Source organism: Streptomyces sp. NPDC048018, from assembly GCF_043202995.1.
GTDB lineage: Bacteria > Actinomycetota > Actinomycetes > Streptomycetales > Streptomycetaceae > Streptomyces.
This window is the reverse complement of record NZ_JBIDBK010000007.1, coordinates 266,598-288,736: the sequence shown is the minus strand read 5'-3', so window position 1 is coordinate 288,736 and position 22,139 is coordinate 266,598. Positions and strand designations below refer to the sequence as shown.

Sequence of the window (22,139 nt, the reverse complement as noted above, 5' to 3'; positions counted from 1 at the left end):
CGTGCTCAGTTCGATGACGAAGGAAGAGCAGGGACTGACCGAAGTGCCCTTCTGGTTCGACCCGCTGTGCCCCTGGGCCTGGGTGACCTCCCGATGGCTCCTGGAGGTGGAGACGGTCCGACCCGTACGCGCGGACTGGCGGATCATGTCGCTGGCCTACCTCAACCTCGAACAGCGTGAAGGGAAGGGGCTCAGCAACGACTACCGCGCGCTGATGGAGAAGGCGTGGGGCTCGGTGCGCGTCTGCGCGGCTGCCGCCGAGCACGCAGGCCAGGACATCCTCGGCCAGCTGTACACCGCCATCGGCACCCGCCTGCACAACCAGCGGCGCCGCGAGGATCCCGCCGTGATCACGGAGGCGCTCGCCGAAACGCACCTGCCCGCCTCGCTTGCCTCCGCCGCAACGAGCACGGCGTTCGACCGCCTCATCAAGGACTCGCACAACGAGGCGTTCGACGAGGTGGGCCTCGATGTCGGGACCCCCGTTCTCCGGGTCGCCGGCACAACCCTGTTCGGCCCGGTGCTCCGACAGGCCCCCCGCGGCGAGGCCGCCGGCCAGCTCTGGGACGGCCTGCTCCGAGTCGCAGCGACGGACAGCTTCTACGAACTCAAGCGAAGCCGGGACAGCAAGCCCTCCTTCGAGTGAACGAATCCACCCCGGGCAGGAACCGCACCCCGACCGTCCCCAAGCATGGAGGCTGACACCTGTGGTCCGGCACCGAGGCGAGCAGGGCCGCTGGCGAGCTGACCAGTGCGCCCCGGGCAGAAGAGCCCGGGACCACCGGTGCCCCGGGACAGACCCTCTAGGCCGGTGCGGTGACCGCTCGCCTGATGCGGTGTCCCACAAGACGCTCGGCCACCTCCAGCGGGTACCAGCCGGCGCCGGTCACCTCGGACTCCTGAATGCGTCCGACATCACCGCGGACCGTGGTGAAGGCGTATCCGATGTCCAGGTGGTAGTGCTCCGGCTCATCCTTCTCGGGCCGAGCCGGCACCTTGCCGTACTCGACGTAGACAGGCGTCGGCGAGACCACGGAGACCTGCCGGGGGTCCATGCCGGTCTCCTCCGTCAGCTCGCGCACCGCCGCCTCGACCAGCGAGGTGTCGGTCGGCTCAAGGTGACCGCCAGGCTGAAGGGTGAGGCCATATGCGAGGTGCTCGATGAGCAGGATCTCGGCGCCGTCGCGGACGAGCAGGGCGCCGACGGTCACGTGCATGGGGAAGCTGCGCCGGGAGGCGAAGTTCCTGCCTTCCGCGAGGAGCTGCAGAGGCTTGGACAAATGCTCGGCCTCGTCCGGGTGGCACTCCAGGTAAGCACCGAGAGCGTCCGAGATGTCGGAATCAGTGATGGCCACGAAGCGGCTCCAGCGAGGGTGTTCGTGCGGGGAGGTTCGCACTCTACAAGTCCGGCGGGGGCCGTTGTTCCACAACGCGCCCGGTCTCGCGCTAAAGGGTGTCGCCATCGGCGAATCGGCCAACCTCCTTGCTCGCCCGCCCTGTTGGGAGGCCCGGGTGGATGCATCCGCCATGCTCCGACACGCGCCGAATCTCGGGGATCCCACTGAGACCGAAAGACACCAGTTCGATATCCCGGCGCGGTCGTTGAGCTACCCGACCGGCCCCCGCGACCGTCCAGGAGGAACCGCCGTTGACCTCGACTCCCGTGAACGATCAGCACAAGACCACTCCGCCTCCTCCCCCGCCGGCAGAGATCACCTACACCGGGCAGTACTCCATCAACCCGCTCGCCGAGGTGTCCTTCCGGCGGATGTGCGCGCAGATCCCCGCTGTCCTGGGCCGGATCGCGCGGCTGTCCTGGCGGATCGACCGGGGGGCCGTGCAGCTTCTTCTCGGCTGCCAGCTGGTCACTGGCGTCTCGGCCGCCGTGCTGCTGACGGCCACCGCCCGCGCCATGGACCCCGTGCTCGGAGCCGGGTCCGCCGGAGACCGCCTGCGAGGTGCCCTGCCGGCGCTGCTCGTGGTGACGGTCGCCGCCGCCGTGGCTCGGACAGCGAGAGCGGTGGCTTCGTACGCGGGGCGGCGGATCACGCCGCGGTTGACGACGGAGATGGATTCGGCGCTGGTCGAGGCCGTGTGCCGGGTGGAGGCGGCTGCGTACGCGGAAGACGGTTTCTCCGACCGGCGTGAGGCGGCCGAGATGGGGGTGATGCGCACCCACGTGATGGTGGCCGACGCGCAGCAGTTCGTGTCGGCGGTGATCCGCATGGTCACCGCCGGTGGCGTGCTGTCCGTGCTGAACCCTCTGATGCTGCCGCTGCTGCTGCTCGCCGTGCTGCCGGCCGGCGTCGGGGCCGTGCTGAGCGCGCGGGTGGACTACGAGATCCACTACGGCAACATCGCAGATCGCAACGTACGCGGGATGATGCGCTGGTGGGCCACCGAGTCCAAGTACAGCGACGAGGTCCGCGCGAACTCCATGGTCGACTATCTCGTCTACTGGTACCGGGCCCTGTCGGACCGGTGCGATCGGCGCACCCTGGCCGCCGCGCCACGAACCCTGCGGATCGCTCTGTTGTCCGCGCTGGCCGGCGGCATCTGTCTGGCGGCGACGTGGGGTGCACTGGCGTGGCTGGCGGTCTCCGGCCGGATCGACCTCGCGGTCGCCGCGACGGCCGTGATCGCGGTGCAGACCATGCTCGCCGCCTTGACCCAGGTCGTCACCGGCGGCGCCGCGGTCTTCCACACCAGCCTGTACCTCGGCGACATGCAGAGCTTCCTCGACGAAGCCGCCGACCGCGCGCCCCAGCGGGGTCCTTGCCGTCTGGCCGCTCCGGTAGACGAGATCCGTCTGGAAGAGGTGGTCTACCAGTACCCGGGCAAGGACAAGCCCGCCGTCGACGGCGTCTCGCTGACCCTGCGGCGCGGCCAGATCCTCGCGATCGTCGGGGCGAACGGTTCCGGGAAGAGCACCCTGACCCGGCTGCTGACCGGCATCTACCTGGCCGACAAGGGCACGGTCTCGTGGAACGGCACCGACCTCGCCGACGCCGACCCGGCCTCGGTCTGGCGCCTGACCGGCCTGGTGCCGCAGATCTTCGGGCAGTGGCCGCTGCGCCTGCGCGAGAATGTGACCCTCGGCCAGCCCCGCACCCACGACGACGCCCCGGTGTGGGAGGCCATCGACGTGGTCGGGCTGCGCGACGCCGTCGAAGACCTCCCCGCCGGTCTCGACACCCTCCTCGCCCGGGACCTGTGGGGCGGCACGGAGCTCTCCGGCGGTCAGTGGCAACGCATCGCGTGCTCCCGGGCCCTGTACCGCCGGCCCGAACTGCTCATCCTCGACGAGCCCACCTCCCAGATGGACCCCCGAGGCGAACACCAGATCTTCGAACAGATCAAGGCCATCGCAGCCGACCGCATCACCATCGTGGTCACCCACCGCCTGGAGAACACCAAGATCGCCGACCACATCATCGTGATGGAGCACGGTCGGATCACCGAACAGGGCCGGTACGACGACCTCACCCACGGCGGCGGAACCTTCGCCGAACTCCTGGAACTCTCCCAGGACCGCTGACCGACCTCACGCCCCCCTGTCGCGCTCCGCCGGGCGGACAGGCCACATCAAGGAGGACCCATGCCCCCGTCCCCCGCCACCAGCGCCACCTGTGACTTGCGCTCCTCGTACGCGTCGCACGCGAGCGCGAGGTGCACGGCGTGAGGCAGACGAAATCCCTGCCCATCGCCGTGCAGCGCTGGGCGGAGCAGTTCACCGGGCCAGTCGTGACCGTGCGCGACGCCTCGCACGACTGGCACCGCTCCCGAGTGTGGGAGCTCACCGGCGAGAGCGGGGCCCGCTGGTACGTGAAGGTCGCGCCCTCGGGGAAATTCTTCGCCCGTGAGACCCGGGCTTATCGAGGAGTCGTTCCGGCGCTCGGGCACAGCCGGGCGCCCCGTCTCCTCGCCAGCCGCGCGGACGACTTGGCGTTGCTGCTCACCGTGGTGCCCGGTGGCCCGGCACCTGGGCTGGGACTGACCGCCGCCGAGTGGCGGGCTGTGCACACGCAGGCCGGCATGCTGTGCGCCCGGCTCCACGACGCCGGTGCGCTCGACCCCCGCGACCACGCGGAAGCCGAGGCGTCGCTGGTGGCCGCGGCCGATGGCGCGGAGAAGTACCTGGGCCGCGCTGGGGACCGGCTTACCCCGGACGAGCAGCAGCTGGTCCGCAACTACGCGGCTCAGCTCCGCCGCGTCGGACCGGTGCCGCTCGGCTACATCCACGGCGACAACCAGCCGAGAAACTGGCTGTGGTCCGAGGCGGGGCTCGCGCTCGTCGACTTCGAGCGCACCCGCCCGGCCGCCCGCGTGCAGGACCTCGTCATCCTCGCCGTCACCGAGTGGCTCGACCACCCGGACCGCGAGAGAGCGTTCCTCCAGGCGTACGGGCGCGACCTCACCGGCGCCGAACGGCACGCGCTGCGCTGCCTGACCGCGCTGGACGCGGTCAACTGCCTGGCCTGGGGCCCGGACAACGACCATCCCGAGGTCACCGCCAGAGGCCGGCGGACCCTGGAGCGGCTCATGAAGGAGGACCGGCCGTGAGCGACGTCCATCGCAGCATCACGCACGTCATGGTCCTGCTGCGCCACCCAGCCGACGGCCGGGTTCTCACCGTCCGGCACCAGCCGCGGTCGTGGCACTCCCCCGGGCTGCTCACCGTCGTCGGCGGACGACTCGAAGCCGCCGAGTTCTTCGACGAGGGCGCCGCACGCGAGCTCGCCGAGGAGACCGGCATCCTCATCACCCCGGGCCGTCTCGAGTTCTGCCAGCTGGTCCACCTTCACGCCGCAGACGGGGAACGGGTCACCGGCGTCGTCTTCCTGGCCAGGGAGTGGGAGGGCGAGCCGTACAACAGGGAGCCGGATACCCACAGCGAGCTTGTCTGGGTCGATCCCGCCAGCCCGCCCGACGACTGCCATCCTTTCACCCGCGAGATCCTCCGCTTCTTCGCCGCCGGGCACCGGTACGCCAACGTGATCGCCCCCGAGCTGGCCGTCGGGGATGAACCCCGATGACGGTCACCGCCGGGACCCGCAAGACGACCGCCTGGGCGATCCCGGCCTACCGATACCTGCTCGGAAGCGAGGCCGTGACCCTGGCCGGGTCGGGGGTGAGCGCCGTGGCTCTGCCCGCGCTCGCGGTCCTGGAACTGCGCGCCACCGCCGGACAGGTGGCAACGCTCGCGTTCCTCGGCCAGCTCCCCAGCACGCTCGCGCTGTGGGCCGGAGCCATGTCGGACCGACACGCCAAGCGCTTCCAGCTCCTCATCTCGGACCTGGTGGCCGCCGCGGCACTCACCACGATCCCGGCCGCCGCTCTGGCCGGGGTACTCACCATCGGTCAGCTGTACGGGGTGGCGCTCGCGGTCGGCGCGGCGAAGGTGGTCCGTGACGCCGCGGCGATCAGTCTCCTGCCGGCCATCGTCGCCCCGCACCTGCTGCACGAAGCCAACTCCCGTCTGGGTGCGGCTTCCTCGGCGGCCAACAGCGCGGGCAGCAACGTCGGTGCGGCGCTCGTGGGCGCCGTCGGCGCCGCGCGGTCGCTCCTCGTCGACGCCGGCTCCTTCCTCGTCTCTGCCTGGCTGGTCATACGCATCCGCCCGCCCGAGGCGAACACGCCCCCCGTCGGGACCGAGAAGCGGCACGGTCTCATGCGGGAGGTCGCCGCCGGCGTGCGCTATGTGATCGCGCAGCCGACGATCCGCACGGTGATCGCGGCCCTGGCCGTGCTGTCCTTCGGCCTCGCGCTGATGAACACCTTCTGGGCGTACTACCTGCTCACCGCGCTCGATGTCTCCCCGACCGCGTTCGGGGTGATCATGGGCGCCGGAGGCATGGGCAGTCTGGCCGGTGCACTGCTCACCTCACGGCTCACGGACCGGTTCGGCGTCGGCCCGGTGATCACCATCGGGTTCGCGGTCAGCCCCCTCGCCCAGGTACCGCTCCTTCTGGCCGGGCCCGGCCGCGGCTGGCAGATCGTCCTGGCCGCGACGCTCGTCGCCCAGTTGTTCTGGGCGACGGCCGCGGGAGTCAGTCAGCGCACCCTGCGCCAGATCCTGTGCGACCCGGCCTTCCAGGGCCGGATGCAGGCGGTCAGCACGACCGTGACCGCCGGCAGCCGCCCCCTGGCCGCCGCGACCGCCGGCGCACTCGCACTCGTCCTGGACGTGCCGACCGTCCTCGCCGTCGGTGCTCTTCTCCAGGTCGTGCCGGTCCTCCTGCTGCTGGCCTCACCCGTACGCGCTCTGCGAACCATGCCCATCCTGCCCGCCCCCGCGGCCGTGCCGCCCGCCCGAGAGGGAACCTAGTGACCGCCACCGCATCCACCGCGAGCCCGGCCTACTGGGAGCCGCTCTGGGCCGAGGGCAGCCGACGCTACCGGCCGCTGTGCCAGGACGAGAAGCAGCTGATGGCAGAGCACCTCGGCCCCGGCGAGGGCCGCCCCGCCCTCGACATCGGCAGCGGCGACGGCACCCTCGCCCGCCACCTGCAGCACGAGCTCGGCTACCGCACGACCGGCGTCGACTGCTCCCCCAGCGCGGTCGCGGTCGCCGCCGCCCACCAAGGCGGCACCGGTCCGGCGCCGGCATGGCAGTGCCTGGACTTCACGACCGGCGACCCCACCACCCTGCCGGACCCGGCCTACGCCCTCATCACCTGCCGCCTGGTCTACCGGTGGATGGACGACAAGGCTGGCTTCCTCGGCCGGGTCCGGCGTCTCCTCGCGCCTGGCGGCACCTTCTGGGTCGTCACCGAGATCGCCGGCCGTCGCACGACCACCGACCCGGCCCTCCTCGGACTCGGCATCCCGCCGACGGACGCCGAGCTGCTCGCGGCCGGCTGGTCCGTCGTACGCACCGCCGACCTGGACGTCCTGCGCTGCTACGCCCTGCGTCCCTGATCACCCGCTCCACGAACGGAAGGAAGCACCTCGTGCTGAACGTCGAGAAGGACATCGGCGAGATCTGGACCCTCTACGGCCGCCATCAGCTCGGCAGGACCTTCGACCTGCCGGAACTGGACGGCTGGGCCTGGGACATCCCCGAGACCGGCCCCGGCATCGACGTGTTTGGTGACGTGGCCGGCCTTCGTGTCCTGGACCTGGGAGCCGGGGTCGGCCGGCACGCTGCACGCCTTGCAGCCCTCGGCGCCGACGTCACCGCTGTCGACGCCTCCCCTACCCAGCACCAGCGCGCCCTCGACCGCTACCCCGGCTCCCCGCGCCTGCGCCTGGTGTGCGCCGACGCCGTCGACCACCTGCGGAAAGCCGACCCCTACGACCTGATCTACTCCGTCAGCGGCGTCCCCTTCCTGGATCCGCACCGCCTTCTGCCCGCCCTGGCCAACGGCCTTAAACCCGGCGGGCGGCTCGTGTTCAGCGCACTGCACACCAACTCGCGCGGCGACGGCCCCTCCGACTCCGTCACCGCCCGCCCCGAGATCCTGCGGCTCCCCGGTACGGACACCGAGCACCAGCTGCCCATGTGGGTCCTCGAACCGCAGCTGTGGGAGGACCTCCTCGTCGACCACGGCCTCGTCATGGAGACGGTCACGACGATCGACTCCCCGCAGGCCGACCAGCCGCTGTCGTACCGGCTATATGCGGCTCACCGCCCGGAACGGATCCGCAGCCGGGCCCGGACATCGGCGCCGCCCGCGCCCCACGCGGCGCTGGGGGTCGGCATCATCGTTCACGGCCCGGACGGTGTCCTGCTGGGGCGCCACCGGCTCGGCACGTGGGAATTGCCCGGCGGATCACTGGAGCCCGGCGAGACGTTCGTCGAGGCCGCTATCCGAGAGCTCGCCGAGGAAACCGGGTTGATCGCGAAGCCGGCCGACGTGGAGGTGCTCGGCACGCTTCTCGATCATGTGGGCGGCGTCCTCCGGCTCACGGTGCCCGCGCGGATCACCCGCTGGTCCGGCACACCACGGGAGCTGGAGGGAACGATCGGCTCGTGGCGGTTCTGGACCCTCGACGCGCTGCCCCAGCCCCTCTTCGTGCCGAGCAGCCAGTGCCTGACGGCATGGAAGCAGGAACTCCCCCTCGACCACCCGCCGGCCGACTTCCAGCCCTACGCCACCCGCCTCGCTTAGTCCGGCGGCCATCACCTCAGGCAAGGAGCACCGTCATGACCCAACCGTCGCGCCCTTCGCTTCTCGCCGTCTTCGGTCACCCCGACGACGAAGCTCTACTGGCAGGAGGCGTCCTGGCACAGCACGCCGCCGCAGGAGCGGACACGGCCGTCGTCACTGCGACGTGGGCCACCGGCACCCATCGGGCCACGGAGCTGGCCGATGCGTTGACCGTTCTGCGCGCCGGGGAACCGCGGATGCTCGGCTACGCCGATGCGCGCGTCCCCGAGTCGTCCCCGGGCCGGCCACGGCTGTGCGACGCGCCGATCGACGAGCTGGTCGAGGCGATCGTCGCGCACATCAGGGCGGTACGCCCACAGATCCTGATCACCCACGACGCGTACGGTCAGCTGACCGGGCATCCCGATCACGTCCGCACCCACCAAGCGACCGTCCTCGCCTTCCACGCCGTCGGCCTCGAACACCGCTACCCGGACGCGGAACCGCCCTGGCACCCGCAGGCCCTGTACGCGGCCACGCACCCGCACTCGCGTGCCGGCACGCTGAGCGCGCTCATGAAGCGGGTCGGCAAGAAAACCCTGAGCGTCCCGGACGAGCAGGTCACCACGACGGTCGACGTGGGCAGCCATCTCGACCAGAAGTGGAGAGCCATCCTCGCCCACAGGAGCCAAGTCGCCAGGGAACGCCCTTTGCCCGGCATCCTCTCCCGTCTCACTCCCGTCGACCGCGAGCCGCTCATCCGGACCGAGTACTTCACTCGCCTCTCCACCGGCCTCGCGCCCGGCATGCTGCCGGAACTGACCAGCTGAAGAGCGCGATGACCACAAATCAAATCACCGTCGCGCTACGCGCGCCGGACCCAAAACCATGGAGCCCGTTTTGAGCCCCTCCCCGTGGGAGACCATCGGCCGACTCGCCGATCTCTTCACCCGCCTCGACACCGCGCGCGGAATCCCCGCAGAGCAGCAATGGACCTTGCAGGTCCTCAAACTCACCGAGGAGGTCGGCGAGTCGGCCCAGGCCGTGATCGGCGCCTGGGCCACCAACCCCCGGAAGGGGCAGAGCCACACCTGGGGCCATGTCCAGGAAGAGGTCGCTGATGCCGCGATCACCAGCCTGGTCTCCCTGCACCGGATGCTGGGTGACGAGGCGCCTGCCTTCTTCGAAGCCCTGCTCGCCCGGAAGGCCGCGAGTTTCTTCGACCTGGACGATGACACCGGTGCGCCGCCTCGCGAAGGGGCGTGAAAAACGGTGCGGGCGACCGGGGAGTCACGTGGCAGAGGCCCTGGTGGCAGGCGCGCTCTCCAGGTTTCGTCAACCGGCGGCCAGGGCCAGGAACTCCTCGACGCCCTCGGCGCTCGACACCTGCCGGAAGGCGGGGACGAGATCCTGGACCAGGGCTTCGCAGCGCGGTACTCCGATGCGGCGCGCGAGCCGGAGCGCTTCCCCAGCTGTGCGGGCGGCGATCTCCGACTCCTTGAGTTCGAGGTGGCTCTTGGCCTGGTACGCGATGGCGCACGACGAAGTCGTACGGGACTGGGGACGTTCGCCTGTACTTCCCCCTCGAGAGGGGGAAGTACACGGATAGCGCGGGTCAACGAACAAGGTGCCACTTCAGACGCCGAGACCCTGCCTGCGGACCACGATCGTCAAGCTGAGGAAGACGATCGCCAACAAGACCGAGGAGCTCGACCAGCTGACCCCGGAGAACCAACAGCTGCCCGAGCGGCTCGACCAGCCGGCCGCAGACGTCATCCCACTCCGCACCTAGTAGCCGCGACAGGGCCCCCGAACAGGTGACCGAGCGCAGATGATGTCTAAGAACAGGACTTTGGCCAAGATCCAGTCCCATAAGGGTGGTTGGATGGCCTATGCCATGTTCCCTGGGGCGCTTCGCTGTCTCGCGATGCTTGGGGGCGGCCAGACAGGAGGTAACCGGTGAGCGACCGGAGTTCGATCGAGTGGACAGAGGCGACCTGGAACCCGACGACGGGCTGCGACCGTGTCTCGTCAGGGTGCGACAACTGCTACGCGTTGACTCTGGCGAAGCGGTTGAAGGCCATGGGGGCCGCCAAGTACCAGAATGATGGGGATCCCCGGACCTCAGGGCCAGGCTTTGACCTCACGGTTCATCCTGACGCCCTGGACGTTCCCTATGACTGGAAGAGCCCTCGCACGGTGTTCGTGAACTCCATGTCCGACCTCTTCCACGCCCGAGTGCCGCTGGACTTCGTGCGTCGTGTGTTCGAGGTGATGGCGGATACGCCTCAGCACACCTATCAGGTCCTCACCAAGCGGGCCCGTCGGCTGCGGCAGGTCGCAGACCGCCTGGAGTGGCCGGCCAACGTGTGGATGGGCGTCTCGGTGGAGACCGCGAAGGAACTGCCGAGGGTGGATGACCTGCGCCAGGTTCCTGCTGCTGTCCGTTTTCTGTCCTGCGAGCCACTTCTCGGTCCGCTTGAGGGGCTGAAGCTCGACGGTATCCACTGGGTGATCGCCGGCGGCGAGTCAGGACCGCGTCACCGGCCGATGGACCCCGTCTGGCCTGCTCAGATCCGCGATCTGTGCGTGGAGGAGAACGTCGCGTTCTTCTTCAAGCAGTGGGGCGGTCACACGCCCAAGGCCGGCGGACGGATCCTTGACGGGTGTACCTGGGACCAGATGCCGATTCCAGCCACTGTGTGAGCGGCCCGATCCGGTTTCGGCAATACCGATACACACCGGGTTCACCCGCCGCAAACTTGTCCCAGATGTTCTGAGATGAGAGGCGGAGATCTTGGAAGGACCCGATGAAGCAGCGCTCGACGGCGCTGTACTCGACCTGAGCGGTGAAACCGCAGGCGAGGACGTCCGGGACGACACCAGCCCCTTCTTCGTCAGCAAGAAGGCCGCAGCCGTCCTCAAGCACGCGATCCTCGACAAGTACGTCGTTCCCTTCGCCAGCAAGGTCGGCAAGTACGCACCGGACGGTCGGGTCGTCTACCTCGATGGTTATGCAGGGCCTGGGCGGTACGACGACGGCACTCCTGGCTCACCGGCCCTCATCCTCGAGTCTGCTGCCGCCATTGCGGACTTCCGCAAGCTCGACTGCTACTTCATCGAGAAGAACCGCAAGAACTTCCAGTCCCTGTCCCAGCTCGTCGAGGAGGCCCGTGAGCAGGGCCTTGCCGCTCACGCCCTGCAAGGCCGTGTCGAAAGGCACCTGGACCACGTCCTGGAAGCAGCCCAGGGGTCGCCGCTGTTCGCCTTCCTCGACCCCTTCGGCCTCGGTATCACCTTCGAGGCCCTTACCGAGCGGATCTTCGGGAGCCGTCGCGCCAGTCGTCAGCCCACCGAAGTCCTCCTGAACTTCAACGCCAACGCTGTACGCCGTATCGGCGGTCTCCTCACCAGCAGGAGGGACACCCCTGGGAAGCCAGCCACCCTAAGGGCTCTGGACGTAGCCTGCGGCGGGGACTGGTGGCGGGAGGAGTTTCTGGACTCCAGGGACAATGCCGAGGCTGTACGCCGTATCACACGAGGCTTCGCCCGGCGGGTCGGCAGAGCAGTTGGCGCAGGCTCATGGACCGTGGGAGTACGCAACCGCGCGAACCTTCAGGTCGCCTACAACCTGGTCCACTTCAGCCGCCACCGGGACGGCCTGTGGCTCTTCGGTGAAGCGGCTAGCCTCGCACAAGTCGAATGGCGCCGTGCCTGCCTCCCTCCGGAGACCCCGGGCATGCTCTTCAACCCCGGCGACACCTTCGAGCAGGAGGAAGAAGCCCGCCGCCTCAGGTGGATCCAGACGATCCGTGCCAACCTGGAAGACCTCTTGCGAAAGCATGGCAGCTTCGTCGTGGGCAACTACCAGGCCGAAGTCCTGGCCGGTGTACTTGGCGAAGCCCGCGAGAGACACGTCCGTGCGGCCATCAAGGAACTCTTCAGGGAAGGCAAGACCACCTGCAACGGGGTCGGCAACGTACGCGACCTCCGTGTCACCGGGACCTACTGAGCCCTGCTCATGACGAAGTCTTCCCCCTTCCTCGAGAAGGGGGAAGCGCACCGATACGTGCTCAGGCCGCGGCTTCGAGGGAGTCGGGGCTGCCGGTGAGGGCCTGAAGCCGGGCGGCGATGCCGTTGGGGCCGAGGAGGGCCAGGGCCCACAGGGAGGTGACGTGCCGGCCGGAGGCCCAGATCCCGGTGCTTGGAGGCAGGAACGGGGCGACGGCGATGCCACGGGTGGTGAACGGGCCCGGGGCGAAATACGTCATCCCGCCGGTCCCGCACAGATACGCATCGGCGCCGGCTGCGGCAGTGAGGTCGGCGAGCCGCTCCTATCGCTCGGGCCGGGCGGGCCGGCTGCTCGCGACCACCACAACCGATCACACGAAAGCGCTCGCCCTTGTCCCCCACCCCGAGCTTCAGCAGCGCCTGGGGGACGTCTACGCCGAGACCCTCTCCCTATGAACGCTCCAGGTAACCAGGTGGGCCTGGCTTTGCTCACGACTCGTGAACAACGCGCTGGCTACGCAGTCCGCACCACGCTCTACCAGAACCTGCGCAGCGTGCATGCCAGGCCCTCTCCTGTAACCGCTCCGGGCAGCCCATGGGATGACTGGAACAGGTCAAAGATCAAATGAGGCGAAACTCAACTTGGAATTCGATCTTGCATTCCCAGATTGTGAGATTCCAACGCTTAGGTGACTTTCACAACATGCCGAACTCAGGTGGATCATGCTCACCTGCTTGTAAGATCAGGGAAGACAGGGCGCGCGACGGCTGACCACCGCCCGCCCTCCACAGGCTCCTGGCTACTAGCGCCTCGCGTGGAAGTAAGCGGGACGAGGCTGGCAGTAATCACCTCAGTGGCACCGATGGAGCAACCATGCGTTGGCGTAGGGACTTTTTTCGACGCGTCCTCGTAAGGGAATGCGAGAGGCCGCTGGCTTGGCGCAGGGACCCCTCGCGACGTGCCCTCGTGAAGGAATGCGAGAGGCTTCTCGAAGACCTGCCCATCCCCTCCCCGTTCAGCGTTGAGGCCCTGGTGCGCAACATGGAGGAGGCGCGCGGCCGTCAGATTCGACTCATACCGCTGGATGATCCAAGTGGCGGCCTGGGTACGGCTTGCGGCCTTCGCGTAAAGGCGCCGGGTTTCACCTTGATTCTCTACCGACGCCGCTCAAGTCGAAATCAGACCGAGCACATCATCCTTCACGAGCTCTCACATGAATGGCTGGACCACGGCACATCCTTGACGGATGAGCAGGTCCAGCAGTACATCCCAGCCCGGATTCGCGAGGAAGTCCTCTGCCGCTTCCCGGGATCACTTGTCCAGGGTCGCGTAGATTTCAACAGCCCCGAGGAGAAGCAGGCCGAACTGTCCGCCTCTTTGATTAAGCGATTGGCACGGAGACAGTCGGTCATGGGAGATGACATGGTGAGCCTTCTGGAGCGTTCACTCGCCCACCCGGTCGCTCCACCGCAACGTCGGCATTAGTCGCACCTGAACTCCCAGCCCCACCCCGTCCATCTGTCGGAAACCAGGCCGAGGATAGCCGACTCGATCGGCGAGCGTCTCGTCCTGTAGACCCCTCTGGTTCCGTGTTCGACTACTTCAAATACCTGACTGCGGCAGTGATGACCGTCATCGCCGTATGGCGCTTTCCTGCAGTGCGCTATGGGGACGCCCATCGGCGAGCTCTTTGGGGTGGCTACGCGGGATTCGCCGTAGCGCTGTGGCTCTATACGCCAGCGGCGATGGATGCGGTCGATCGTGTTCCGGTCGTGGACCTGAGCGCTCTACTCCGGCACTTTGCGAGCACTGCGGCGATCATCGCATCCCTCACCTACGTCGCCACCAGTTACGGGAAGACCTCCAGGGCGGAGGTGCCGCGGCACGTCGCCGTCTCCCGCTGGATCGCACGGGCCTCTTACAGGGCGGGAGCGGTGGGCGTCACCCTGCTGACGGTGCTCTTCTTCACCGTCGTGGAGCGGGACAAGCCGAGCGACAACTTCCTGGTCGATCACGCTGGGCAATGGGGCGTAGCGGTCTACATGACCGTATTTTATTTCTTCCCTTTCGTTACGACGGCTGTTTGCGGCTACCAATGGACGAGGGCGGCACGGCAGGCCGAATGCACCAGCATGCGGATCGGGCTGGGCTTGATGGGCACGGCCATGTGGATGGGTTTTATCCACACAATGGCCCGCGTCACGATCCTGTGGGCTGATGTCCTGTTCCCATTGAGCGCTTCCACGATGCGGATCCTCGTTGACGCAACGTCGATCTGGATGAACCTTCTTTTCCTGATCGTCGCCACAGGTGCGAGTATTCCGACAACCCGCGCAGCGGTGGCACGATGGAAAAGCTGGCGCACCCTGTACAAGATCTACCCCCTCTGGTTTGACCTGGTGCAGGCTTTTCCGGGGACAAGTCTCTACCCTCCAGGCCGGCGCCTCTCGGAACTCAGACATGTTCGCGTTCCCATCGATGTTCGCCTGGACCGGTGGACGCAAGATATTGCTGACGCCTGCGAAAAGCTGCGCTACTACGCGCCGCGCGACTTGATGTTCGCCGCAGAGGACGCTACCGCCTCGCATCCCGACCCTGAGCTGGCAGCAGAGGCTTACTGGATTAAGGCCGCCCTCCAGGCCGCCGAGTCGACGTCGGCAAATACATACCCGGCTGCCTCTCTGCGAGAAAAGCCGTTCGTCGACACCGACAGCGAGGCGGCATGGTTGGCGCGAGTCAGCACGGCCTATTCGCACGTCACTGGAGAACAGGTACGAGACCTTCTCCACCGGTGTGCCACGGTCGAAAAATTCTCGGATCCTAATCGACAGGCTCTTCACGGATCTGCCTCTCACTCTACGTGAGCGGCATACGACGGTGCACAACGTGCCCTATTCGCGCGCCGACGGGTGACATTTCGCACCCCCGCCTCCGCGAACGCGGCTGGTACCGTGGTGATGCGGACTGGATGGTGGTCTCGCCTCCACACCGCGAATGAACCCCGGCCGCGACGCACTCTTACTCCCGTCGCCATACGTAGCCGGGCCGTGACCCTATCCGGTCCGGATGGGCGTCCGAAATCTCAGCAACCTGGAGTTCTCGCATGTCCAACCGCCGCACGGGCCTCATCCTCGATTTCGGTGGCGTTCTCACCACCCCGCTGCTGCCGGCAGTGCTCGCATTCGAGCAGCGCGAGGGTCTTCCGCAGGGCGCCTGCCTCACTGCCCTGTACCAGGATGAGGAGGGCGTCCGGATCACCAGCGACCTTGAGCGCGGAGCGGTCTCCCAGACGGAGTGGAACATCTTCGCCGGCAAGATGCTGGGCGTGCCGGCCGACAACCTGATGGGCCGCATCTTCGGCGACCTTCGCCCCGAGCCTCTGATGATCAATGCCGCGGCTGCGGCGCGGCGGGCGGGGATCAAGGTGGGCATCCTGTCCAACAGCGTGGGCCTCGCTCCTTGGGACCTGTATGACGGCTACGAGCTTGAGCGGCTGTACGACGTCGTGGTGATCTCCGAGCATCACCTTCTGCGCAAGCCCGACCCCGAGCTGTTCGAGATCACCCTCAAGCTCATGGACCTGCCGGCCGACGAATGCGTCTTCGTAGACGACACCGCCGCCTACACCGAGGCAGCAGAGCAGCTGGGCATCACGGGCGTGCACAACCAGGACCCCAAGCAGACGGTGGCGACCCTTACGGAACTGTTCGGCGTGGACCTCACCACGGCCTGATCACAGCCCGCCTGCTGCAGCCAGGAACAGCGAAGGACTCTGGTGCGACCCCCTGTAGGGGTCGCACCAGAGTCCTTCGCGTTTCAGGGCGTGTCGGACAGACATGCGAGGCTCGGCTCCTGGTGGCCTTACTCGCCCTCCGGTACCTCCGGCAGCTTGTGTCTCAGTTCGCCGACGACTTCGTTGATCTTGGCCATCATCTCGGCGGACAGGCCCCGACCGTTGCCGCGGGCCGCCAGTCCGAGGATCTGCCCTCGGCGGATCGAGCCGAGGAATACCAGCGACTCCAGGAACTGGCGGTCTTCGGCGCCGAGTTCGTTGTCGTCCTGAAAGAGGCCGACATTGACCTGGAGGGCGTGTGCGAGGCCGGCGCGCACCGCATCGGAAGCCTCGGTCGTCACGCCCTCACGAAGGGCGACGATGTCGTCGGTCGTCACTGCTGTCCCGGCGTGCTCGTTGACGAGTCGTGCGATCTCCTCGTTGGAGGGCGCTTCCTGGCCGACATAGCCGTGCTGCACGAGATAATTGATCTTCTCCCCGACCGTCCGGGGTGTGGCCGGGCCGTCGCGCGAGGCTTCGGGGCGTATCCCGAAACTTACGTCTTGCGCCGCCAGAAGCTCCTCTTCGGTCACGCCGTACGCCTGGGCGAGCGGCTTTACGTACGTCTCGCTGAGCCGGCGTCGGCCGCTCTCGGCGTTGCTCACCGGGACGCGGCTCGCGTTGATGACCTCGGCGGCCTGCGCGATGCTGAGGCCGGCGTCGCAGCGAAGCAGCTGGAGGTCCGCAGGGCCGTCGGTGGGGAAGAGGTCGTCAAGCGGCTGGCCAACGGCTGCTGCGAGTGCTGGCAGCTTCTCCCCCTTGGGGAACTCCTGGCCGTCTTCCCACCGCGACACGGCCGGCCCCTTCACTCCCACCTTCGCGCCCAGTTCCTTCTGGCTGAGCTCCCTGGCTCTTCGGGCAGCACGGAGGCGTTTGCCGTCGAACTGACGAGGGGGCACGTGTACTCCTGCAGGGTCGCGATCGGGCCGGTGGGGGCGGCCTCGGGGGCCACTGTAGTCCAGGCTTGATGCATCTGTGAAACTAACGTAAGTTTCCGTATCGCACCTGGAAACTAGGCCCCGCCCTTCCATGGTGCCTGCCCCGGGGAGGACCTTCCATGCATGTTGCGATGCCGACGCCGCACGCGCAACGTGCTAGTGGCTCCGATGCCCAGTCGTTGCCGGCAGCAGGGCTGCAAAGCCGCGTTTCTGCTGGCGCCAACCGCTGCCTGGCGGGGCCTCACAGGAACTTGTACAGGGATGGAGAGTTATGTCTAGACCTTTCCGCGCTGTCCTCGTATGTTCGTCGTCGCTCACCGGGCAGCCCGCCCGGACCAGGGGAAACAGAGGAGGGGACGTGACGAATAACCGCAGCCGCCGCACCGGATAGGCGGCAAAAACGGCGACGGCGCCTGAGAGAGGCAACTCTCAGACGCCAGACGCTCACGATGCTCCCGCCCAGGCAAGGGCGGAGATCACCTTCATCCGCACCGATCCTTCTCACGGGACCACAACGGTGCGGCTTCACTGCACAGGAGATTGTGTCATGTCCGCTGCCCAACGCAAAAGGCCGAATCCTTCGGCCCGCGCGGCAACAGCCCCCGTTCGCAACCCCGCCCGCGGGGGTGCTGTCTGATGGCCCGCATCCGCACCATCAAGCCCGAGGCGTTCGAGTCCGAGGACCTGGCCGCAGTCGGTGTGACCGCCATGGTCACCTTCTTCGGCCTGCTCACCCAAGCCGACGACTCCGGCCGCTTCCGCGACCACCCCGCGATCATCGCGGGACGGCTCTGGGCTCTGCGCGCCGACCACACGCCGGCGCATGTGGCCATCGATCTGCAGCAGCTCGCCCAGGCCGGCCTGATCTGCCGCTACACCGGCTGTGACGGGAACGCCTACCTCCACGTGGTGACGTGGGAGAAGCACCAGAAGATCGACCGCCCGTCCGCCTCCCGGCGCCCGCGGTGCCCCGCCCACCAGGGCCACCAGAAGTGCGGCGCCTGCGCGAAGGACGCGTGCCCGACGGTCGGCCCCGCCCGCGCCGCGCTCACCGACCGCTCGGACGCCGCTCAGGCCCCTTCGCACCCTCCTCGTCGAACCCTCGATACGCAGGATTCGGCCGCCTCCAAGCAGCTCCCGACCGTCTCGGAGGAGGCCGTGAGCGGCGGGCCGGTGCGGGTGAGCAGTGACGAGCAGCCTGTCCGAGCCGCCTCGGGCCCTTCTAGTGAATCCGCAGGCCGCGAGGGGTTCGGCGACGATTCAGCGAAGGCTCGCGAGGGTGCGGCGTCTGGATCTAGGATCCTGGATCCTGGATCTTTCCCCAAGGGGGGCGAGGCCCCCGCCCCGCGTATCGCTCCGGTGGGTGCCTCGGTGAAGGCCCTGGTGGCCGAGTACGTGCGGGAGTCCGCGCACCGCCCCCCGAAGGATGTCGTGGGGCTGGTCGGTCGCCAGGTGAAGGCACTGGTCGAGGAAGGCTACGACCCGGAGGTGATCCGCAGCGCTCTGGAGCGGCTGCGGGTGAAGGGCCTGCACGGAAGCGTGCTGCCGAGCCTGGTCAACGAGGCTCTGAACGCCTCAGCGCCTCCGGCCGCCGTCGGCGCCTCCGGCGCGGGGCCCTGGGCCACCTCCGGCTACGTGCCTTACCTCGATCCCACCGCTGCCGAGCCGAGCGGATTCGGAGGCGGACTGTGACCCGCTACCGGCTCGACGACCCGCAGCCGCCCGTCCCTGAGCGCCTGCGAGCCCGTCTGGAGGCCAAGCTCGCCGAACGCGGGATCAAGCCCGCCGCCGAGCTGCCGGACACCCCGGAGCCGATCCCGGCCCTGGAGGCCGCCCAGCTGCGGATCCCGATCGACTACCGCGAAGCCCTGGTGGAGCACCCCGATGTCGCCGCCTGGGTGCGGAAGGTCTCCGAAGGCGCGGTCGCCCCGTCCGCGGGCGGACTGAACCCGCAGTTCGGCGCATCCGGGCGCCGGCGGATCATGCACGGACCGTCGCTGCTGCTCTGGGGGAGCCTTGGGACCGGAAAGACGCACCAGGCGTACGCCGCGATCCGGGCCCTGACGGCCTCCGGATGCGGGGTGTCCTGGCACGCGACCACCGCTGCCGACCTGTTCGGCGACACCCGGCCGCAGGCCGGCGTGGACCTGGAGCACCAGCTCCGTCGGATCGTGCGGGTGCCGCTGCTGCTCCTGGACGATGTCGGTGCGGCGAAAACGTCGGCGTGGACCGAGGAGGTCCTCTTCCGGCTGGTGAACTGGCGCTGCCAGAACCAGATGCCGACGATCTTCACCACGAATCTGCCGCCGGTCCGCGAGCTCGCCGACTCACCCCGCCAACCGGTGCTGCGCGACCTGGTCGGCGACCGCGTGCTGAGCCGCATGTCCGGCATGTGCACCCCGGTCCGCTTCACCGGCCCCGACCGCCGCTTCCAGCGCTGAAACGCGCCCCTCCTCCTCGGCCCGCCGCCGCAGCCGGGCCCAGACCTCCGCCTCACCCCAGCCCCTCCGCCGCCCCGCGGCGTCGAGGGAGCCCGAGGCGTACCCGAAAGACACCCCGATGCGCTACATCACCACCAACACCGGTCCGCAGCCGACCATCCGCTCGATCGCCGACCACAGCTGGCACTCCCGCGCCGCCTGCTACGGCATCAACCCCAAGGAAGCCGACCGCCTGTTCTTCCACGGCCCCCGTAACTTCCGCGACCGCCAGCAGGCCAAGCAGGTGTGCGCGGCCTGCCCCGTGCAGCGGGACTGCCTCAACTTCGCCCTGGAGAACAAGGTCGAGCACGGCATGTGGGGCGGCCTGACCCTCAAGGAGCGCGCCCAGTGGCGTAAGAAGCTGGCCAACCGCCTCGACTACGCCCGCGTGCGCTCCGCGATCAACGGACGGGACGTCCACCTCAGCACTCTGGAGCGCAACGCGGTCGTCCGGTACGCCTGCGCGAGGGGCTGGAGCACAACCCGCCTGGCCCATGTCCTGGGCATCACGGTCGAGTGGGCCCGCGACATGATGAGCGCGGAAGCCTGCGCCATCGAAGACCGCGATCGGCACAACGTGCACACCGACCCCGCCCCGGTCGTACCCGCCCAGGAGAACAGGTCGGGCACGGAAGACCCGCCGGCGAGCAGCGTCCAGGACGCGGATGCTCCCGATGCCGAGCGCCCGAGCAACGACGTGGTCCCCGTCGACCGGCACGTCCACACCCCCGTCGTCGTCGACGGCTTCCGAAAGGCAGCATGACTCACCCTCACGCCCCGACCGGCCGCCCCGCTCAGAGAGCGGCCGAGCGGTACGTCCTGATCTCCGCCGGCGCCGTCATCGTGGCCCTGACCATCGCGTCCTTCTGGCTGTCCTACGCCCACCTGGCCGAAGTCGCCGGCCAGCATGGCCTGGGCAGCGCCCGCGCCCGGCAGTGGGCATGGCCTGGAACGATCGATGCCTTCATCGTGACCGGCGAACTGCTCATGCTGCGGGCAGGGCTGAGGCGCGTCACGGACTGGTGGGCGATCGGCCTGACGGTCACCGGCTCAGTGGGCTCCATCGCACTGAACGTGGCTGGCGTTCGAGGCAGCAGCAACGTGCCGGTCCCGCTGCTCGACTACATCGTCGCCGCCGTCCCCCCGACCGCCGCGCTCCTCGCCTTCGGAGTCCTGATGCGGCAGATCCACCAGCTCGTCGCACCGCAGACACGCACCAATGGAGGGTCCATCACTGCGAGCGAGACCAAGTCGGGGACCGGGACGGGGACCGAGTCCGGGACCGAGTCGGGGACCGGGACCGAAACCGGGACCGCGACGGGGACCGGGACCGAAACCGGGACGGGGACCGGGACCGAGTTCGGGACCGGGACCGAGTCCGGGACCGCGACGGGGACCGAAACCGGGACGGGGACCGGGGCCGCGACGGGGACCGAGACGGGGACCGGCACCGACACGGGGACCGGCACCGACACGGGGACCGAGACCGAGACCGGGACCGAGACCGGGACCGAGACCGAGACCGGGACCGAGACCGAGACCGAGACCGGGACCGAAACCGCGACGGGGACCGAGACCGCGACGGGGACCGGGGCCGCGACGGGGACCGAGACGGGGACCGGGACTGACGGTCACCAGGAACCGTCATCGGGATCAGGAGGCCGGCGCCCCCGGCTGACCGTGGACGAGATCGTCGACCTCGTCCGTCCCCACGTCCCGAAGGCCCTGGCAGAGGACGGAAACGAGTCGATCACCCGCGTGCAACTCCGCCGGATCATGCGTGAGCACAAGATCCCGATCCGAAATGAGCGGCTGTCCCCGGTCCTGGCCCACCTGCGCACCCCTCAGCCCACTACTGCTAGGAGCAACCGATGAATACGTGCCCGAAGTTCGCCCGTATCCGGGCCAAGTACGAGCGGGAGACGACCTACCTGCTCAACCACGCTGCGCGCTCGGCCGCGAGGGGCAGCGCGGGGCTGGCCAACAGCAGCAAGCACCGCATGGCGCGGGACCTGTCCGGGCACGTCGCCCGGTGCCTCGAATGCGGGTAGTCCCGCGCCGGCAGGACTATCCGTGAACCCCGCCGCTCCGGATCCCGTCCGGAGCGGTCCCACTTTCTCCCCGACTCGAGAACGCAGAGATCATGCCGAACTCGCAGGAACCGCCCCTTCCCTCGTCTCTCCAGCCGATGACCAACTCGTCCCCAGGAGGAGCAAGTTATCGGCCAAGACACTCTTCACCGTCGGGGAAGCGCGTCTTGGCCATGCCCGCCCCGGAGGGGGCGGGAGAGGCCCAGCACCGGGGGGTGCTGGACCACGAGGCGGCGACCGAGGACGGATCGCAGCCGGAACAGCCCGCACCTCGCCGCACGCGCCGTGCCGCGAAGAGCGCTTCGCGCAAGCGCTCGCCGAAGAGCGATCCCGACAAGCGCTCCTACGTGTGCAGCGTCCGCCTCAACACCGCCGAGAAGCAGCAGCTCGTCGATGCCGCCGCTGCCGCCCGTACGAGCCTTCCCGCCTTCCTCGCCCGTGCCGCTCTCGCCGCCGCACGCGACCCGGAGTCCGCCGCCGGGTCCATCGCCGGCGAACGCGAGCTGATCTCCGAGATCTTCGCCGCGCGGCGGCACCTCGGCCACGTCGGCAACAACCTCAACCAGATGGCACGGGCCATCAACTCAGGCGACCGGCCGGCAGACGCCCAGCTCGACGCCGTCCTCAACGCCGTCCGCCGGGCGACCGAGCGCGTCCAGGCCGCCACCGACAAGCTCCTCGAAAGCCGCTAGAC

The 22,139-nt window shown here is 68.6% G+C and carries 24 protein-coding genes and 1 pseudogene; 21 read left to right on the top strand and 4 right to left on the bottom strand.

The features are described from left to right. Positions 1-13: 13 nt before the first annotated feature. Entirely contained in the window at positions 14-646 is a 633-nt protein-coding gene (locus tag ACGF1Z_RS27205) for a disulfide bond formation protein DsbA (protein ID WP_393008346.1), read from the top strand. 157 nt (positions 647-803) lie between these two features. Here ACGF1Z_RS27205 and ACGF1Z_RS27200 read toward each other — a convergent pair whose 3' ends face one another. Then, positions 804-1,355: an NUDIX hydrolase gene (locus tag ACGF1Z_RS27200; RefSeq protein ID WP_393008344.1), complete on the bottom strand. Its 552-nt coding sequence runs from the start codon at positions 1,353-1,355 to the stop codon at positions 804-806. 413 nt (positions 1,356-1,768) lie between these two features. On the opposite strand from ACGF1Z_RS27200, the gene ACGF1Z_RS27195 reads away from it, so the two are divergent. The 8 genes from ACGF1Z_RS27195 to ACGF1Z_RS27160 all read left to right on the top strand — a co-directional run bounded on the left by ACGF1Z_RS27195 (position 1,769) and on the right by ACGF1Z_RS27160 (position 9,359). Then, on the top strand, positions 1,769-3,538 hold the full coding sequence (locus ACGF1Z_RS27195; protein ID WP_393008488.1) for an ATP-binding cassette domain-containing protein: 1,770 nt from the start codon (positions 1,769-1,771) through the stop codon (positions 3,536-3,538). A gap of 140 nt (positions 3,539-3,678) precedes the next feature. Next, positions 3,679-4,563: a phosphotransferase enzyme family protein gene (locus tag ACGF1Z_RS27190; RefSeq protein WP_393008342.1), complete on the top strand. Its 885-nt coding sequence runs from the start codon at positions 3,679-3,681 to the stop codon at positions 4,561-4,563. Further along, positions 4,560-5,036, top strand: coding sequence for an NUDIX domain-containing protein (locus ACGF1Z_RS27185; RefSeq protein ID WP_393008340.1), 477 nt, complete (start codon positions 4,560-4,562; stop codon positions 5,034-5,036). The genes ACGF1Z_RS27190 and ACGF1Z_RS27185 overlap by 4 nt, the downstream gene beginning before the upstream one ends. Beyond that, entirely contained in the window at positions 5,033-6,328 is a 1,296-nt protein-coding gene (locus ACGF1Z_RS27180; RefSeq protein ID WP_393008338.1) for an MFS transporter, read from the top strand. The genes ACGF1Z_RS27185 and ACGF1Z_RS27180 overlap by 4 nt, the downstream gene beginning before the upstream one ends. After that, positions 6,328-6,921, top strand: coding sequence for a class I SAM-dependent methyltransferase (locus ACGF1Z_RS27175; protein ID WP_393008336.1), 594 nt, complete (start codon positions 6,328-6,330; stop codon positions 6,919-6,921). The genes ACGF1Z_RS27180 and ACGF1Z_RS27175 overlap by 1 nt, the downstream gene beginning before the upstream one ends. 32 nt (positions 6,922-6,953) lie before the next feature. Then, positions 6,954-8,114, top strand: a complete 1,161-nt coding sequence (locus tag ACGF1Z_RS27170) for an NUDIX domain-containing protein (protein WP_393008334.1) — start codon at positions 6,954-6,956, stop codon at positions 8,112-8,114. Between the two features lie 35 nt (positions 8,115-8,149). Further along, positions 8,150-8,923, top strand: coding sequence for a PIG-L deacetylase family protein (locus tag ACGF1Z_RS27165; RefSeq protein ID WP_393008332.1), 774 nt, complete (start codon positions 8,150-8,152; stop codon positions 8,921-8,923). 70 nt (positions 8,924-8,993) lie between these two features. Then, the gene (locus ACGF1Z_RS27160) at positions 8,994-9,359 is read left to right on the top strand and encodes a MazG-like family protein (protein WP_393008330.1); all 366 of its coding nucleotides are present in this window, start codon (positions 8,994-8,996) and stop codon (positions 9,357-9,359) included. Positions 9,360-9,428: 69 nt separating this feature from the next. On the opposite strand, the gene ACGF1Z_RS27155 is transcribed toward ACGF1Z_RS27160, so the two are convergent. Continuing rightward, complete coding sequence (locus tag ACGF1Z_RS27155; protein ID WP_393008328.1) at positions 9,429-9,719, bottom strand: hypothetical protein; 291 nt, start codon at positions 9,717-9,719, stop codon at positions 9,429-9,431. Position 9,720: 1 nt separating this feature from the next. Here ACGF1Z_RS27155 and ACGF1Z_RS27150 point away from each other — a divergent pair, with 1 nt between their 5' ends. The 3 genes from ACGF1Z_RS27150 to tcmP all read left to right on the top strand — a co-directional run bounded on the left by ACGF1Z_RS27150 (position 9,721) and on the right by tcmP (position 12,105). Then, positions 9,721-9,885, top strand: a complete 165-nt coding sequence (locus tag ACGF1Z_RS27150; RefSeq protein ID WP_393008326.1) for a hypothetical protein — start codon at positions 9,721-9,723, stop codon at positions 9,883-9,885. A 167-nt stretch (positions 9,886-10,052) separates the two neighbouring features. Beyond that, on the top strand, positions 10,053-10,799 hold the full coding sequence (locus ACGF1Z_RS27145; protein ID WP_393008324.1) for a DUF5131 family protein: 747 nt from the start codon (positions 10,053-10,055) through the stop codon (positions 10,797-10,799). A 91-nt stretch (positions 10,800-10,890) separates the two neighbouring features. Then, entirely contained in the window at positions 10,891-12,105 is a 1,215-nt protein-coding gene (tcmP, locus tag ACGF1Z_RS27140; protein WP_393008322.1) for a three-Cys-motif partner protein TcmP, read from the top strand. A gap of 61 nt (positions 12,106-12,166) precedes the next feature. Here the strand turns inward: tcmP and ACGF1Z_RS27135 are convergent, their stop codons facing one another. After that, positions 12,167-12,364 (bottom strand): hypothetical protein, encoded by a 198-nt coding sequence (locus ACGF1Z_RS27135; protein WP_393008320.1) that lies wholly within the window; start codon positions 12,362-12,364, stop codon positions 12,167-12,169. Positions 12,365-13,071: 707 nt separating this feature from the next. Here ACGF1Z_RS27135 and ACGF1Z_RS27130 point away from each other — a divergent pair. The 3 genes from ACGF1Z_RS27130 (at position 13,072) to ACGF1Z_RS27120 (ending at position 15,838) form a co-directional block, all read left to right on the top strand. Further along, complete coding sequence (locus ACGF1Z_RS27130; protein WP_393008318.1) at positions 13,072-13,590, top strand: hypothetical protein; 519 nt, start codon at positions 13,072-13,074, stop codon at positions 13,588-13,590. A 104-nt stretch (positions 13,591-13,694) separates the two neighbouring features. Next, the gene (locus ACGF1Z_RS27125; RefSeq protein WP_393008316.1) at positions 13,695-14,969 is read left to right on the top strand and encodes an MAB_1171c family putative transporter; all 1,275 of its coding nucleotides are present in this window, start codon (positions 13,695-13,697) and stop codon (positions 14,967-14,969) included. A gap of 239 nt (positions 14,970-15,208) precedes the next feature. Then, the gene (locus ACGF1Z_RS27120; protein ID WP_393008314.1) at positions 15,209-15,838 is read left to right on the top strand and encodes an HAD-IA family hydrolase; all 630 of its coding nucleotides are present in this window, start codon (positions 15,209-15,211) and stop codon (positions 15,836-15,838) included. A 128-nt stretch (positions 15,839-15,966) separates the two neighbouring features. Here the strand turns inward: ACGF1Z_RS27120 and ACGF1Z_RS27115 are convergent, their stop codons facing one another. Continuing rightward, positions 15,967-16,836: a helix-turn-helix domain-containing protein gene (locus ACGF1Z_RS27115; RefSeq protein WP_393008312.1), complete on the bottom strand. Its 870-nt coding sequence runs from the start codon at positions 16,834-16,836 to the stop codon at positions 15,967-15,969. A 675-nt stretch (positions 16,837-17,511) separates the two neighbouring features. Here ACGF1Z_RS27115 and ACGF1Z_RS27110 point away from each other — a divergent pair. The 6 genes and pseudogenes from ACGF1Z_RS27110 to ACGF1Z_RS27085 all read left to right on the top strand — a co-directional run bounded on the left by ACGF1Z_RS27110 (position 17,512) and on the right by ACGF1Z_RS27085 (position 22,137). Beyond that, positions 17,512-18,567 carry a hypothetical protein gene (locus ACGF1Z_RS27110; RefSeq protein ID WP_393008310.1) on the top strand — a complete coding sequence of 352 codons (1,056 nt, stop codon included), beginning with the start codon at positions 17,512-17,514 and terminating at the stop codon, positions 18,565-18,567. After that, positions 18,564-19,316: an ATP-binding protein gene (locus ACGF1Z_RS27105; protein ID WP_393008308.1), complete on the top strand. Its 753-nt coding sequence runs from the start codon at positions 18,564-18,566 to the stop codon at positions 19,314-19,316. The genes ACGF1Z_RS27110 and ACGF1Z_RS27105 overlap by 4 nt, the downstream gene beginning before the upstream one ends. A 118-nt stretch (positions 19,317-19,434) precedes the next feature. Continuing rightward, positions 19,435-20,118: a WhiB family transcriptional regulator gene (locus tag ACGF1Z_RS27100; protein WP_393008306.1), complete on the top strand. Its 684-nt coding sequence runs from the start codon at positions 19,435-19,437 to the stop codon at positions 20,116-20,118. After that, positions 20,115-20,561: pseudogene (locus tag ACGF1Z_RS27095) on the top strand (DUF2637 domain-containing protein); the annotation flags it as partial. The gene ACGF1Z_RS27100 and the pseudogene ACGF1Z_RS27095, both read left to right, overlap by 4 nt. A gap of 665 nt (positions 20,562-21,226) precedes the next feature. Beyond that, entirely contained in the window at positions 21,227-21,406 is a 180-nt protein-coding gene (locus ACGF1Z_RS27090) for a hypothetical protein (protein WP_393008304.1), read from the top strand. Positions 21,407-21,618: 212 nt separating this feature from the next. Then, entirely contained in the window at positions 21,619-22,137 is a 519-nt protein-coding gene (locus ACGF1Z_RS27085; protein WP_393008486.1) for a plasmid mobilization protein, read from the top strand. Positions 22,138-22,139 lie beyond the last annotated feature (2 nt).

Excerpts from the sequence above, each read along its gene's own strand:
- ACGF1Z_RS27205 (WP_393008346.1), top strand. The coding sequence starts at position 14 with ATGACGAAGGAAGAGCAGGGACTGACCGAAGTGCCCTTCTGGTTCGAC.
- ACGF1Z_RS27195 (WP_393008488.1), top strand. The coding sequence starts at position 1,769 with ATGTGCGCGCAGATCCCCGCTGTCCTGGGCCGGATCGCGCGGCTGTCC.
- ACGF1Z_RS27180 (WP_393008338.1), top strand. The coding sequence starts at position 5,033 with ATGACGGTCACCGCCGGGACCCGCAAGACGACCGCCTGGGCGATCCCG.
- ACGF1Z_RS27165 (WP_393008332.1), top strand. The coding sequence starts at position 8,150 with ATGACCCAACCGTCGCGCCCTTCGCTTCTCGCCGTCTTCGGTCACCCC.
- ACGF1Z_RS27135 (WP_393008320.1), bottom strand. The coding sequence starts at position 12,364 with ATGACGTATTTCGCCCCGGGCCCGTTCACCACCCGTGGCATCGCCGTC.
- ACGF1Z_RS27120 (WP_393008314.1), top strand. The coding sequence starts at position 15,209 with ATGTCCAACCGCCGCACGGGCCTCATCCTCGATTTCGGTGGCGTTCTC.
- ACGF1Z_RS27110 (WP_393008310.1), top strand. The coding sequence starts at position 17,512 with ATGGCCCGCATCCGCACCATCAAGCCCGAGGCGTTCGAGTCCGAGGAC.
- ACGF1Z_RS27100 (WP_393008306.1), top strand. The coding sequence starts at position 19,435 with ATGCGCTACATCACCACCAACACCGGTCCGCAGCCGACCATCCGCTCG.
- ACGF1Z_RS27090 (WP_393008304.1), top strand. The coding sequence starts at position 21,227 with ATGAATACGTGCCCGAAGTTCGCCCGTATCCGGGCCAAGTACGAGCGG.
- ACGF1Z_RS27085 (WP_393008486.1), top strand. The coding sequence starts at position 21,619 with ATGCCCGCCCCGGAGGGGGCGGGAGAGGCCCAGCACCGGGGGGTGCTG.